This window comes from Haliscomenobacter sp., assembly GCF_041740695.1.
Classification (GTDB): domain Bacteria; phylum Bacteroidota; class Bacteroidia; order Chitinophagales; family Saprospiraceae; genus Haliscomenobacter.
Genome location: NZ_JBGSLK010000112.1, coordinates 1 through 13677 on the forward strand (window position 1 = coordinate 1; position 13677 = coordinate 13677).

10 protein-coding genes are annotated in these 13677 nt (G+C 48.7%); 6 read left to right on the top strand and 4 right to left on the bottom strand.

Annotated elements, in window-relative coordinates; all coding sequences use genetic code 11:
• From pyrR to ACEW9O_RS22295, 5 genes are all read left to right on the top strand, one after another.
• Positions 1-627, top strand: a 627-nt coding sequence (gene pyrR, locus ACEW9O_RS22275; RefSeq protein WP_373552417.1) for a bifunctional pyr operon transcriptional regulator/uracil phosphoribosyltransferase PyrR, incomplete at its 5' end; no start/stop codon positions are given.
• Positions 628-636: 9 nt separating this feature from the next.
• Positions 637-1566, top strand: a complete 930-nt coding sequence (locus tag ACEW9O_RS22280; RefSeq protein ID WP_373552418.1) for an aspartate carbamoyltransferase catalytic subunit — start codon at positions 637-639, stop codon at positions 1564-1566.
• A 210-nt stretch (positions 1567-1776) separates the two neighbouring features.
• On the top strand, positions 1777-3240 hold the full coding sequence (locus ACEW9O_RS22285; RefSeq protein ID WP_373552419.1) for an MFS transporter: 1464 nt from the start codon (positions 1777-1779) through the stop codon (positions 3238-3240).
• Between the two features lie 30 nt (positions 3241-3270).
• Entirely contained in the window at positions 3271-5154 is a 1884-nt protein-coding gene (locus ACEW9O_RS22290) for a family 16 glycoside hydrolase (RefSeq protein WP_373552420.1), read from the top strand.
• Between the two features lie 18 nt (positions 5155-5172).
• Entirely contained in the window at positions 5173-7152 is a 1980-nt protein-coding gene (locus ACEW9O_RS22295) for a hypothetical protein (protein WP_373552421.1), read from the top strand.
• Positions 7153-7283: 131 nt separating this feature from the next.
• Here the strand turns inward: ACEW9O_RS22295 and ACEW9O_RS22300 are convergent, their stop codons facing one another.
• The 4 genes from ACEW9O_RS22300 to ACEW9O_RS22315 all read right to left on the bottom strand — a co-directional run bounded on the left by ACEW9O_RS22300 (position 7284) and on the right by ACEW9O_RS22315 (position 11621).
• Positions 7284-8321 carry a hypothetical protein gene (locus ACEW9O_RS22300; RefSeq protein ID WP_373552422.1) on the bottom strand — a complete coding sequence of 346 codons (1038 nt, stop codon included), beginning with the start codon at positions 8319-8321 and terminating at the stop codon, positions 7284-7286.
• Between the two features lie 191 nt (positions 8322-8512).
• Positions 8513-10051 carry a phosphatase PAP2 family protein gene (locus tag ACEW9O_RS22305; RefSeq protein ID WP_373552423.1) on the bottom strand — a complete coding sequence of 513 codons (1539 nt, stop codon included), beginning with the start codon at positions 10049-10051 and terminating at the stop codon, positions 8513-8515.
• 15 nt (positions 10052-10066) lie between these two features.
• Positions 10067-10993: a transporter gene (locus ACEW9O_RS22310; protein WP_373552424.1), complete on the bottom strand. Its 927-nt coding sequence runs from the start codon at positions 10991-10993 to the stop codon at positions 10067-10069.
• Between the two features lie 82 nt (positions 10994-11075).
• Entirely contained in the window at positions 11076-11621 is a 546-nt protein-coding gene (locus tag ACEW9O_RS22315; RefSeq protein ID WP_373552425.1) for a hypothetical protein, read from the bottom strand.
• A 406-nt stretch (positions 11622-12027) separates the two neighbouring features.
• Between ACEW9O_RS22315 and ACEW9O_RS22320 the strand changes: the two genes are divergently transcribed.
• A complete protein-coding gene (locus ACEW9O_RS22320) occupies positions 12028-13659 on the top strand; it encodes a M14 family metallopeptidase (protein WP_373552426.1) in 1632 nt (543 codons plus the stop codon).
• Positions 13660-13677: the final 18 nt, after the last annotated feature.

Sequence of the window (13677 nt, forward strand, 5' to 3'; positions counted from 1 at the left end):
GCGAAGTCGAAGTGCCGGATGGAACCTGGAACTTTGGAACCCCGACCCCTCGAACTACTACCTATGGAAATGGAAAAGCAACGCATCATCATCGGACCCGAAAGGTTTTCGCTGACCATTGATCGGCTCTGCCACCAATTGGTTGAAGAGTTTGATGATTTTACCAATACCTGCATCATCGGCATCCAGCCACGTGGCGTTGCGCTTTCGGAGCGGATTTACCGCCACCTCATCGACCAGCTCAATATCCCCTACATTGATTACGGCAAACTGGACATCACCTTTTACCGCGACGATTTTCGCCGCCCCGGAGCTTCTATGCACGCCAGCGTAACCGAAATTGATTTTTTGGTGGAGAAAAAAAAGGTCATTCTCGTAGACGATGTCTTGTACACCGGGCGTACGGTACAGGCGGCCTTGACCGCCTTGAACCACTATGGTCGGCCGGATAAAGTAGAGTTGTTAACCTTGGTAGATCGGCGGTTCAACCGCGAATTGCCCATTCGTTCTACCTTTACAGGCATCAAAGTCGATTCGGTGGATCAGGCTTATGTCAAAGTGGAATGGGCCAACACCCATGGTGAAGACCGGGTTCTTTTATTTTCAGATAAAAAAGCGGCACAATAATACGGGACGATGGCTAACCAACAACTAAGCAGCAAACACCTGCTGGGCATCAAAGACCTCAGCACTGAGGACATTCGGCTGATTTTTCACACCGCCACCAATTTTAAAGAAGTCATCAATCGCCCCATCAAAAAAGTGCCTTCTCTGCGCGACATCACCATCGCCAATCTCTTTTTTGAAGATTCAACCCGCACCAGGGTTTCGTTTGAATTGGCGGAAAAACGGCTCTCAGCAGATACCGTCAATTTTTCAGCTTCTTCTTCTTCCGTCAAAAAGGGCGAAACCCTGCTTGATACGGTGAACAACATCCTCTCCATGAAAGTGGACATGGTGGTGATGCGCCACCCCGCTCCCGGTGCCTGCCAATTTCTGGCGCAACACATCGATGCCAATATCGTCAATGCAGGCGATGGCACCCACGAGCACCCCACCCAAGCGCTGCTCGACGCCTTCTCCATGCAAGAGCAATTGGGTGATTTGGAAGGTAAAAACGTGGCCATTTTCGGCGACATCCTGCACTCGCGGGTAGCGTTGAGCAATATCTTTTGCCTACAGAAACTAGGGGCTAAAGTCCGGGTTTGTGGCCCTCCTACCCTCATGCCCAAGTTCATCCACAAGTTGGGCGTCGGCGTCAGTTACAACGTGCGAGAAACCCTGCAATGGTGTGATGTGGCCAATGTGCTGCGCATCCAGTTGGAGCGCCAAAACATCAAGTATTTCCCGACCCTGCGCGAGTATTCCCAGTATTTTGGGATCAATCGCCAATTGCTGGATTCCCTGGATAAAAAAATTGTGATCATGCACCCCGGGCCAATCAATCGCGGGGTGGAGATCACCAGTGATGTGGCGGATTCGGAGCATTCGATCATTTTGCAGCAGGTGGAGAATGGGGTGGCGGTGCGGATGGCGGTGTTGTTTTTGTTGGCGGCGAAGGGGTGAGGAAGAACACTGAGAATTTTATCCAAAGCGACATTTTTATTATCACAGAGGAAAAAAAAGAGGACACGAAGGACACAAAGTTAGACGTTGACGAGGGTGATTTTTAGACATGGAGTTGCTCAAAAAAGTGAACAAACAGAAAGGATGTGTAAACATTTAAGGCACTCCAAAAATAAGTATCTTTACGCTAATTCAAAAACATCAGTCCGCATGTTAGCCATCCAAAAAAGATTAGCACCTTCCTTCTACGCCCTGCTCAGTTTGCCCTCCACTGCCATGGGTTTTGCCTTATCGGTACAAATTTCAGCCTTGAGCTGGATCTTGAGCACCAAATATGGCTTGTCCATTCACGACATTGGCCTGGTTTGGGCGGCTGGGCCGATTGCGGGTATTTTTGGACAAGTCATTGTGGGCCTGATCAGCGACAATGTCTGGTTTTGGGGCGGTCGGCGCAGGCCATTTATCCTGGTGGGTGGCGCATTGGCCGCCTTGATGTTGCTGGCTTTGCCCAATATCGGCGTCATTTCTGAGGCCATGGGCACCGATGCCTTGTTGGGGGTAGCCATTACCGTGGCACTGACCCTGGATTTGGCCATCAACATCAGTTTTAATCCTACCCGCTCCATCATTGCGGACGTTACCCCGGTAGGTGAAGCCCGTACCAAGGGTTACACCTGGATGCAAACCATTTCGGGTACCTTTGGCGTTGCAGCTTATGCCATTGGCGCCATTTGGGGCAATTACACCCTGATTTATTTTGGAGCCATCCTGGTTTTGCTCATTTCGGTGGTTCCCCCCTTTTTCATTGAAGAACCACGAACCTTACAAGCTGAAACCGATGCTGCCGAAGTACCTCAGCAGAAAGCCTCTTTCTCACAAATCCTAGTGGCCATTAGCCCCTTGTGGGGATATCTGTTGTATGCCATTGTTGGCATCATCGCCCGGCTCCTGAACCAACCCGTCAGTTACTTTTTACAAGGTATTTGTATCGGAGTTACTGTTGGCAGCATTTTGTTGATCTTTTTGTTGAAAAAACCGGTCTGTGGCTCCAAATACACCCATTTGATCGACTTTCAAAAAATCCTCGCCGCCCATTCTTTTACTTGGCTAGGTATTCAAACCATGTTTGTGTACATGTTTGCCTACGTGCAGCAAAAAATCGTAGGTGTGAGCGACGACCAAATGGGACAGGTAGTATCCATCTCCTTTTTGATTTTTAATGCCATCGCAGCGGTGCTGCCCGCCATCTTACTGCAACCCTTGAGCAGCAAAATTGGACGGGTAAAAACCCACCTAATGTGTATAGCCATCATGGCGCTGGGGTATGCGGGTATATTTTTGTTTGGGCATTCGGTGTTCAGCATTTATGTATTGATGGGTGTAGTGGGGATAGGTTGGGCCGCCACAGTTAGCTTGCCTTTTGCGATCATGTCTCAAACGATCGATCAATCGCGGATGGGAATGTTTATGGGCTTGTTCAATTTATCCGTAGTTTTACCCCAGTTGGTCGCCAGCCTGGGCGTTGGTGAAGCCATCAGTGCAGCCGAGGATAAGGGCCTGATTTTTATCATTTGTGCCCTGAGTTTGGCAATATCTGCCGTTTTATGGCTGTTCATTAAGGAGAATCAAACAAAGGTTGAAACAGAAACACTGGTATCTGGCGGAGGCCATTGACATATTTACTTTTTTCAACAAACACATTCAATGAAGTCTGTTAAAACACTACTACTTGCTATTTCCATGCTGAGTGTTGTGACGGGTTGGGCACAAAAATTCCCACTCACCCCTCTCCCACTCGAAGACATGAGCAAATTCAAAACCACGGGCAGCAATTGGCAAATTGTGGGCGATGTGGTGATGGATCGCACTGGCGGCATGAAAGTTACACCGGGCAAAGGGATTCTGCTCAACAATGTTTCCGACAAAGACCACGACATCCTGGATCAGGCTGGTAAAAAAAATGACCAGGCTACCATCGAAGGTTACAAGGTGCTCACTTCCTGGGAGCACGGCGATCTGGAACTGGAACTGGATTTTATGATGCCCAAAGGTTCCAACTCAGGCATCTACCTGCAAGGGCGTTATGAGGTACAGTTGTTTGACAGTTGGGGGGTAAGATCGCCCAAGTACGGCGACCTCGGTGGCATCTACCGCAACTGGGAAAGTGCTCCCGGTAAAATCTACATGGGTAAAGCACCCCTGGCCAACGCGGCTAAAGCACCCGGCCTGTGGCAAAACATGAAAATTTCCTTCCAGGCACCCCGTTTTGACGCCCAAGGCAAAAAAACCGAAAATGCCCGCCTGCACTACGTAATCATCAATGGAGTAACGGTTCACCAAAATCTGGAAATTCCGCTCCCAACGGGCGGACCGATCAACCAAAAAGAAGTGCCCCTCGGCCCCATCTTTATCCAGGGCGACCACGGTGCAGTAGCATTCCGCAACATCAAGTACCGCTCATTGGGTGCCAAAACGGCCAGTACCAGCGACATCAGCTACAAGTACTTTGAAGGCAAATTTAAAACTGCGGAGGAACTGAACGCCCAAACACCAAAGGCCAGCGGGAAAATCCCAGCTGTTACCGCCGAAGTATTGGATCTGGAGGATGTATCTGGTGTTCGTTTTGACGGTGTATTGAACGTCCCTGAAGATGCCTACTATTTGATGACCCTCAGTACTACTGGCGGTTACAAACTGCAGATCGACAACCAGAATGTGCTCTCAAATGAGTCACCCGATAGTTGGTGGGATTCGAAACAAAGCAGTATTCAGCTCAAAGCGGGTGCCCATCCCTTTACACTCTATTACTACAAAGATGCGGGCTATATGCCTCCTCGGCTCGGTTGGGTCATCGAAGGTTCGGCCATTCAACGCGCTACTTTGACCACTTTTGGCTCCTATCCACCGGATGCCAATCCTACCTCTCCCATCCAGGTTGCAGTAGGCAGCAAAACCAAACTGCTTCGGGCTTTCCTGGATTTTGAACGCGATCGGGCCCGCCGCCTCACCCATACCATTGGTGTAGGTGACCCTGGTGGTTTACATTACATCTACGACCTCAAAGCGGGTAACGTAGCCTGTGTTTGGCGGGGAGACTTTGTGGATGCTACCCCCATGTGGAATGACCGGGGTGATGGCAGTTTCCGCCCGATGGGAGTCACCCAGTACACCTTTATTGGCCAAAGCCTGGGCATCATCCAGGGCAGAAGTGACGCATTCCCAACTACCTACCAGGAAGCCGACTTCAAAACCAAAGGTTACGCCATCGAGGAAGCAACTGGACGGCCTATTTTCCGCTACAGCTGCAAGGGAATAGACGTGGAAGAGCGATGCTATCCCAGCGTAGATCAAAACAGTCTGGTGCGGGAGATCGCGCTGAATGGGACGATTCCTGAAGGGGCACACCTCAAAATAGCGGAAGGTAAAGACATCATGGCCATGCCCGACGGTTCCTTTGCCATTGACGACCGCAAGTATTACATCGTCATGGGTGGTGACCTAAAAGCATCGATCCGTGATTTTAATGGCAAAAAGGAATTGGTATTGCCCGTGAAAGCAGGCATTGCGAAGTACTCGATTGTTTGGTAAGCTTTTAAAAAAAACATTATGAAATACATGCTTCGAACCGGATTCATTTTGGCCGGTCTGCTCATCATACAAGTATTCACCAGTTTTACCTGGAACGTCAATCCGCCAGCGAAAACACCCACGGAAGATGATTATTACAAAATCATCACCCTGCCCACTCCCGAAGGAATGTTGCTGGAAGTAGGTGGGATAACGACCTTGCAAGATGGTCGCCTGGCCCTTTGCACCCGCCGTGGGGATGTCTACCTCGTAGAAAATCCAGAAATGGCCAACGGAGCAGTACCTCGTTACAAGCTCTTCGCCTCTGGATTGCACGAACCTTTGGGCTTGGCTTACAAAGACAACGCCCTATACGCCGCTCAACGTGGTGAACTCACCAAGTTGATGGATACCAACGGCGACGATGTTGCCGATGTTTATGAAACCGTTTACGCCTGGCCCGTTTCTGGCCACTACCACGAATATTCTTATGGCCCAAAATTTGCTCCCGATGGCAGCATGTTTGTCACGGGCAATGTGGCTTTTGGTGATCAGGAATGGTGGCGGGGTGAAAGCCGGGTCTTTGGCCGCGGCTGGACCATGCGCATCACCCCCGACGGCAAAATGGAGCCTTGGGCAACGGGGATGCGTTCCCCTTGTGGATTGGGCATGATCGATGGAGAATTGTTTTACGACGACAACCAGGGCGATTACATGGGTTCTGGAGGGATTTGGCACGTTAAAAAAGGTGCCTTTACTGGCCACCCAGCTGGATTGGTGTGGACGGATAAAATTGCCAACTCTCCAGTAAAAATGACTGCTGATCAGTTCAATGCAGTGGTCGATCCTCGTAAAGTTAAAAACGGGACTGGTGGCTACAACAAACCCGAAAACATCGACAACGAACCCAATGCCAATACCCTTTTTGCCATAAAAAGCAAATTGCCGGAAGTAACCCTGCCCGCCGTATGGTTGCCTCACGGAATTTTGGGGATTTCCAACTCCGAAATTGTACCCGATGAAACCAAAGGTGGATTTGGGCCTTTTGCCGGTCAAGTTTTTGTAGGAGATCAGGGCCAAAGCCGCGTGATGCGGGTGGTAATGGAAAAAGTAAAGGGTGAGTACCAAGGTGTGGCTTTTGATTTCCGCAGTGGTTTCCAATCAGGAATCCTGCGCATGACCTGGGGGCACGATGGCTCTTTGTACGTAGGGGAAACCAACCGTGGTTGGGGTTCCGCAGGAACGAGCACTTCAGGATTGCAGCGCCTTGCTTGGACAGGAAAAGTACCGATGGAAATGAAAACAGTGCGTGCAATGCCCGATGGATTTGAGATTGAATTCACTTTGCCTGTAGACAAAGCCAGTGCCGAAAATCTGGCTTCTTACGCTGGTAAAAACTTCATCTACAAGTACCATCCGGTGTACGGTAGCCCGCCCATCAGCGATGCTCCCCTCAACATCAAAGGAGCGAAAGTATCGGAAGACGGCCTGAAAGTGCGTTTGTTGATCGACAACATCAAACAATACTATCTGCACGAAATCAAAGTGGATGGAGTTCGCTCGCGCGATGGTTTGCCTGTTCTGCACCCAACAGCTTATTACACCCTCAACAATATTCCAGACGGAGCAAAACTGAGCATGTCGGAAGTAAGCACCAAAAGAATGGAAGCTACGCCAGCAAAGGTGGTGGAAGACGTAAAAGTCAAAGTGCCCAAGGCCAAAAAAGGAAAAGAAACCGTGGAGGCCAAAGCGCCTTCTTACGATAAAGTACAACCGCTGTTGGCCAAGTGGACTTGTCTGGGTTGCCACAACACCAACACTCGTCAGGTTGGGCCTTCTTTTACCGATATCGCCAAGCGCAAGTACAGCAACGAGCGCATCGTAGAATTGATTCACAAACCTGAGCCTAAAAACTGGCCCGAATACGCTACCGAAATGGCAGCCATGCCCCAGGTACCTAAGGCGGATGCTTTGAAGATGGCGGCGTGGATTAATTCTTTGCGGCAGGAAACTCCTTAAATAAAGATGAGAGATGAGAGATGAAAGATGAAAGATGCTACCGCAGAGACTTAGACAAGGTCATCGTCAAAAACGCTGCGGTAGCATCTCTCATCTCTCATCTCTCATCTCTCATCTCTCATCTCTCATCTCTACTTCCCTCCCGTATACATCTTACAATCCACTTTGAAAGGAATAAAACGCTGATTGTTTGTTTCCAAAATTTCGGCAATTTTTAAGCCTGAATCCACAATACCGCCCAGGTAAAAACTTCTTCCACAGTAGTTGTGCAAATCAACCATCGGTAGCTTCATGTCATTCACATAGTAGATTTGAGAAGCACCTGGTGCCAAGGTTTTGGTGTCGGAAATTCGACCACCAATCACCAGTTTATCCTCAGGGAATTGTCCCGCAGCAGCTACTGGAGCAAAAGCCATCGGCGCAGCCATGTTCGAAGAAGTAATGATGTCCACCATGTAACCATTCACTGGGTCACTATCGGTACCAATTGCTGGGCCAGTACCAATGTTTTTTACCTCAATTTTGAAGTCAGAGAAAGCCAAACCAGGGCCACCTACGGGATTGGCCAAGGCCATGTAGGTAATCACGAGATCCGGGCGAGGGGCAGTTGTTGAACCACTGCAATTCAATTTCACCCGAACAAAGCGGGTATTGTCGTTTTCATTGGTTTCAGCCACTTTTTTGCCAGGATCAACAATGGCACCGATGGCAACGTAACCCAATTGACAAGGTTTAGCAATTACTTTGGGCATGGGGAAACTCTCCAGGTAAGTGTCTTCCTGACCAGGGGCCAAGGTTTTGGTGTTACTGTAACGACCACCGATCACCAACATGTCTTCCTGGTATTCGTAAGGGTTAGGCACTACGGCAAAGGCAATTGGTGCACTGGCGTCGGTAGACAAAACCATGTCGACCATGTAACCTTTGGCTGGATCGTCCAGGGTGCCAACTGCTTTGGCGGAGCCGATGTTTTTAACGGTTACTTTGCAGTTGACCGTTTCGCCGGGCACATACACCCCTTTATCGGGTACGATATTGGTGATGACCAGGTTGGGTGCCGCCACAGTCAATGAGGAGGGATTGACCACCACTGGATTTTGAGCCGCAGCCAAAATCGTGACCAAGGATGCAACAAAAGTAAAGAGCGCGTTGATGCTTAACTTTTTCATTGGGATGTTTTTATCAAGGTTAAAGATGTTTTGATTAAAGACGTTACATCCCAATGTGTGGAGAGCTGTTTGCTTCGTTCCACTTTTTTTTATTTTTTAATGCTCACACCCAATTTTAATAACTAAAAAATAAAAAGGGCAGAAACCCTTTCAAGTTTCTGCCCTCATTATTTAAGTATTACAGGGAGCGCTTATTCCGCTCCGTCTTGTTTTGCTCTATTGAGGCTGTATTGTGCCACATCTTTACCTTGAGTGATCCCCACCTCCGCATCAAAGCGGTAATGGATGCCACCCAAAATCCGGGACTCCGCAGCTTCATCTGCCCAATCTCTCGCTTTTTGAGCTTCATTGGGAAAAACGTACGCTACAACTTCCGCGGCAGCAGCCGAAAACGTGCTGTGCCCGGAAGTGTAGGCAGGAAAGTTTGGAGTACCCAGTATTGTCTTGAACCCCGGAATCGTTTGGATTGGCCGAGGGTGATGGTAGTAGTATTTGGCGTCCCAACAACTGATTCCCGCGTCCATAACCGCCATGTTTAGATAGGCAAAAGTACGGGCGGAGCGCAGTGGGTTCAATTTGTATTCGATCATCAAATCTTTGGTATAGCGGTTCCAATGCCCTGGAGGGGTGTAGGTTCCCAAACCATCCGACCACCAGTTGGCGATTTTGCGCTGTTCTGGGGTGATTTTTTTGGCAATATCCTGTAATTCCTTGGCTGCCACCTGAAACTCCGCAGAGCCAGGTGCCGGCGGTGGCCCAGGGCGTACGATTTCTACGTTGGGCACATTCCACATTTTTACCTTGCCAAAAAGTGGTGCCAGACCTACCGGACGAACGGGTAATTCCATATTGTCCCATTGCCAGCCATAACGTTTAAACGCAGCTGTTTTAATGGAATCAGAAATAGGTCTGGGCGTTTGTGCTTTGCTCATGCCATCAGTCCGCGCTCTTGCCATGGCCACTTTGGCCACTTCTACCCCAATGGTTGAACCTGCATCGATGTCACTTTGTACGTTCACACCCGCCCAGGTCAAGCTGGACATGTGTTCAGTAGCCTTAGTGGCCAGGTACTCCTTTTCCAGTGGGAACATCGCCGCCAGGATATCCCGCGAAGCCGCTGCAACTACTGCCCCATCTGCAGGGTAAGTAGGCAGGGAGGTTTTGGCATAGGCTGGAACAATGCTGTTGTCGACATCAGAAGGCGCTTTGCGATTGTAGGTATACTTGTAATGCCAGGCACTGATCAAGCCATCAAACTGTGCTACACTCAAATAAGCCAAAGCCCTTGAGGTGTAAGCTGGATGCGCAAACGGAAATTGTGGATACTTGCTCGGATTCGCTGCATCCGGCAAAGTATAAGTCCCGTCTGCATTGGGTTGTGGAATGATGTTGTACTTGGCAGCCAATTCCAGCGCAATCTCGTTCCAGCGCAGTACGGGGTTGTTGCTCCAGTACGCTATCGCTTTCTTTTGGTCGCTATTCAAATTGGCCATCGCCGTTTTTAGCGCAGCAAGTTCATTTTTGTAGTCGTCGGAAGTGACGTCCTTAGGAGTGGGAATGGAAATTTGGTTGCCCGCAGTCAGGAGGATTGGTTTCCATGAACCTCCTTTTTCATCCAGGCTAGCGAAAGTGTAATCAGCATAATCAGCGCGGGTCAGCAAATCTTTTTCACAAGAAAAAGCATAAACCAGGCCGAAGGATAAAATGAGACGTATCCATTTATTTTTCATGGCGAATTTGCAATTTTAGAGTTTAAACTGATAGGTTACCCCGGCGCCCATACTTTGGAATTTACCCATGTTGCGGCCATCGATGATTTCGGAATAGTAAGCCAGGACGCCCAAACCCTGGATCGCCTTGATGCCTTTGAAATAATACTGGCCAAAGAAACCCACCTGATCAAACGACATTTTGTTGGTAGGTTGTGGCGAATTGTAAACCCGAATGTCATCTCCACTGAGGCAATGCACCGCTACGTAATTGGCTTCCAGTTTTAAGGAGTTGTTAAAAAGCCAAACCCCTACGGCACCATGGTAATTCAGGGCATTGGGCACATCCATCCACTCGGAATAGTAGCTGCCATCGTTGTAGTAATAATCGCGCTCGATTCTACTTTGGCCACGCCAAAGGTGGGCAAATGCGCCACGGGCGTAAATGCCATTGTCGAAGCGGTACTGCAAGATGCCACGCAAGGTTACCTCTCTGGTTTTGAGGCCAATGCTAAAGGGCATGTAATCCGACAAATAATTGGATGCCGGGAAAGCAAAACCAGCTGTAGTCAAAAAGGACACCTTGCCCGGGCCTACCTGGCGGTTGAACAATTCCGCTTTGACCGCAATACCCAGGTCCTGCAGACCTTTGGCACCAACCAGTTGCCCCCCCGTTGCATCCGTAGAAATGTAGGGTACACCCGCCAGCAGGTTAATTTTGTCGGTGATGCCATAAGCAAACATCGGCATGATGATGTCTCTGGAAAAAGTACCAATATTGGCGTTTTCGCGCAGGCGTGTGCCTTCCCAATATTGATCCCAGGAGCCGGTTTCATAAGCAGCTGCCAAACAGATTTCCCGCTTTTTCATCATCAGGTCATCGGAAGGCGTTTGGGCAAATACCGCGCCCATTTGGCTGAGCATTACAGCCAACACAAGTATGTATTGGAAGTGATTTTTCATCGAAAAAAGTTAAACTAATGAGTATTATCCATAGCGCTGCCTAAAGCGCATGGTCATTTTAAAAAATAAAAAGCATGAAAAATCAAACCAACTGCGGTGGTGGAGTAAGGATAGATGGGTCAGACAAATCGACTAAATCTTTAAAAATAAGCGGTTGAGCAGTTTTTGCGCAATGGTCAAAAAATGGGTTAATGTCCAGGATAATGTGTTCTTCAAAACAAAAATCGGAGAAAAAGCGCTCCGTCAAAGTTTTAGGTGCTGAACGATCTTCCTGGTTTTGCGGCTGATCAACCTTGTATTCATGGCGCAGGCCATGTGGAGATTTGGCATCAACGGTGTAGTATTGGGTTTCACCGTCGGTTTCTTCGGAGAAAAGGAAGGGTGCGCCATAACCCATCCCCTGAACGACTTTGAGGTCTTTTTTATCTTGAATTTTAATGTGAGCGGTTACCCCTATCTCCGCTTTTAGCTTTTGGGCAATCGCCGTTTCCTTGGCGTTCATCAGGTGCTCGATCCGGGCAGTGTAGACCACATTGATGAACACACGACCTCCTATCCACTGCACCACGATGAGCAGGATAAGTAGCCAAGCGCCAACAGATCTTAGGGATTGCCTGAACGTGTTCAATGCACCTTGTTTTGATGATTACAAGTAAGAACAGCATTTGCCATTCGGGTGCAAGAACGGAATTATCTAAAAAAAAGCAAAACAAAGGCCATATTTATTTTGGTATGGCCGAAAAAGTGGGTGGATTTTAGAGAAAATATAAAAACAAAAATGTTTTGTAATCGGTTTAGCGATCTATACCGACTGGGATCGAACTTACCATTTTAAGGCATTCCAAGAAACGTTTTTTGGAACCAAGTCAACTTTTTTCCCCAACGCAATTGGTCTATTTCTACCCTATTGATCCCACTAGAATAAAGCTGTTTATCTTTCTCCGGGCAAATCTCCTTGCACAACCCATTCCCTTTCCCCATATTTACCCAATTGAACAATTAGTTCAAACCAAAAATCCGTTAAACTCGTTCACATGAGGCTTCTTGTTTTACTTATTCTATGTGGATTTTGGGGTAGTTTATCCGCCCAAAAAACCTACTCTACTTACCCACAACTGACTGCACGCATCAAAGACTTGGCAGGTAAAAATGTCAGCCTGGCCAGTGTCACTTCAGCAGGCAAAAGTGCAGGCGGCAAAGACCTTTGGCTGCTTACCCTTTCCCAAGGCAATCCAAGCAGCAAACCCGCACTGTTGCTCGTAGCCGGGCTTGATGGCAGTCATCCTGCTGGTAGCGAAACCTTGCTGCTGATGGCTGAAAAGATGCTGACCAACCCGAGCGATCAGGTCAAAGATTTGCTCAGCAAAAAGACCCTTTACATCATGGCCTGCGCCAATCCCGATGCCTGGGATCAGGGCAAAAGTAAATTTGAACGCTCCGGAAATACCACCCCCAGCGACGAAGACCGTGATGGCCGCATCAACGAAGACCCCTTCGAAGACCTCAATGCGGATGGCCTAATCACCCAATTGCGGGTAGAAGACCCCAGTGGCACCTTGATTCCGAGCAAGACCGATCCACGCATTTTGCTCAAGGCCGATCCAACCAAAAGTGAAGTGGGCAAATACCTGCTGCTCAGCGAAGGCACCGACAATGACAAGGACGGTAACTGGAATGAAGACGGCGAAGGTGGCATCAACATCAATAAAAACTTCACCTTCAACTATCCTTATTTTGAAAAAGAATCAGGAGTGTACGCTGCTTCTGAATCAGAAACCAAGGCTGTTCTGGAATTTTTATACCGCAACCTCAACATCTTTGGCGTTATCGTATTTGGACCAGAGAACAACCTCTCTACCGCCACCAAATTCGATGCTGCCAAGGCCCGCAACCGCATCGTAACCGGCCCCTTGGAAAAGGACGCCGCGGTAGGTGAATACGTTTCCAAAATGTACAATACTTCCACGGGTTTCAAAAACGCCCCCGCCATGCCCCTGGGCAAAGGAAGTTTGGTACAAACCGCCTATTTCCACGCCGGTCGTTTTGGTTTTGGCACTCCGGGCTGGTGGCCACAATTGCCGCCACCAGATACTTCTCAAAAACAAAAAGCACCAGCGGCAGCAGCAACTTTAAGCGCAGATGAAATTTTCTTCAAATGGGCCGATGCCGAAAAAGTAGCCGTATTTGCCGATTGGAAAGAAATCAAACACCCTGATTTCCCTGGCAAAAAGGTGGAAGTTGGAGGTTTGTTGCCCTACGCACGCTGGAATCCCCCCGTTTCCTATCTCGACGACATTGCTCAAAAGCACAATAAATTTTTATTGGATTTGGCCGCAGCCATGCCGAGTCTGGATATCGTCAACACCAAAGTGGAGCCCCTTTCGGCGGGCGTGAACCGCATTACGGTGCAAGTAATCAACAAAGGGTTTCTACCCACTTTTGCCGACCTGGGCAATCGGGTCAAGTACGTGTCCAAAGTGCGCACCACTTTGAACCACACCGCCACCCAAACCCTGCTTTCCGGCAAAAAAATGAACCTACAAGCTTCGATGGGTGCGGGTGAATTTGTGGAATACACTTGGTTGGTGAATGGAACGGGAAAAATTTCCGTCACGGTCACCTGTCCTACCGCAGGAACCAAAACCGTAGAATTCACCCTTAATTAACAACCTCTTAGACTCATC

What these genes read in the sequence shown, in the direction of transcription:
- ACEW9O_RS22280 (WP_373552418.1), top strand. Translation starts at nt 637, where the DNA reads ATGGCTAACCAACAACTAAGCAGCAAACACCTGCTGGGCATCAAAGAC.
- ACEW9O_RS22285 (WP_373552419.1), top strand. Translation starts at nt 1,777, where the DNA reads ATGTTAGCCATCCAAAAAAGATTAGCACCTTCCTTCTACGCCCTGCTC.
- ACEW9O_RS22290 (WP_373552420.1), top strand. Translation starts at nt 3,271, where the DNA reads ATGAAGTCTGTTAAAACACTACTACTTGCTATTTCCATGCTGAGTGTT.
- ACEW9O_RS22295 (WP_373552421.1), top strand. Translation starts at nt 5,173, where the DNA reads ATGAAATACATGCTTCGAACCGGATTCATTTTGGCCGGTCTGCTCATC.
- ACEW9O_RS22300 (WP_373552422.1), bottom strand. Translation starts at nt 8,321, where the DNA reads ATGAAAAAGTTAAGCATCAACGCGCTCTTTACTTTTGTTGCATCCTTG.
- ACEW9O_RS22305 (WP_373552423.1), bottom strand. Translation starts at nt 10,051, where the DNA reads ATGAAAAATAAATGGATACGTCTCATTTTATCCTTCGGCCTGGTTTAT.
- ACEW9O_RS22310 (WP_373552424.1), bottom strand. Translation starts at nt 10,993, where the DNA reads ATGAAAAATCACTTCCAATACATACTTGTGTTGGCTGTAATGCTCAGC.
- ACEW9O_RS22320 (WP_373552426.1), top strand. Translation starts at nt 12,028, where the DNA reads ATGAGGCTTCTTGTTTTACTTATTCTATGTGGATTTTGGGGTAGTTTA.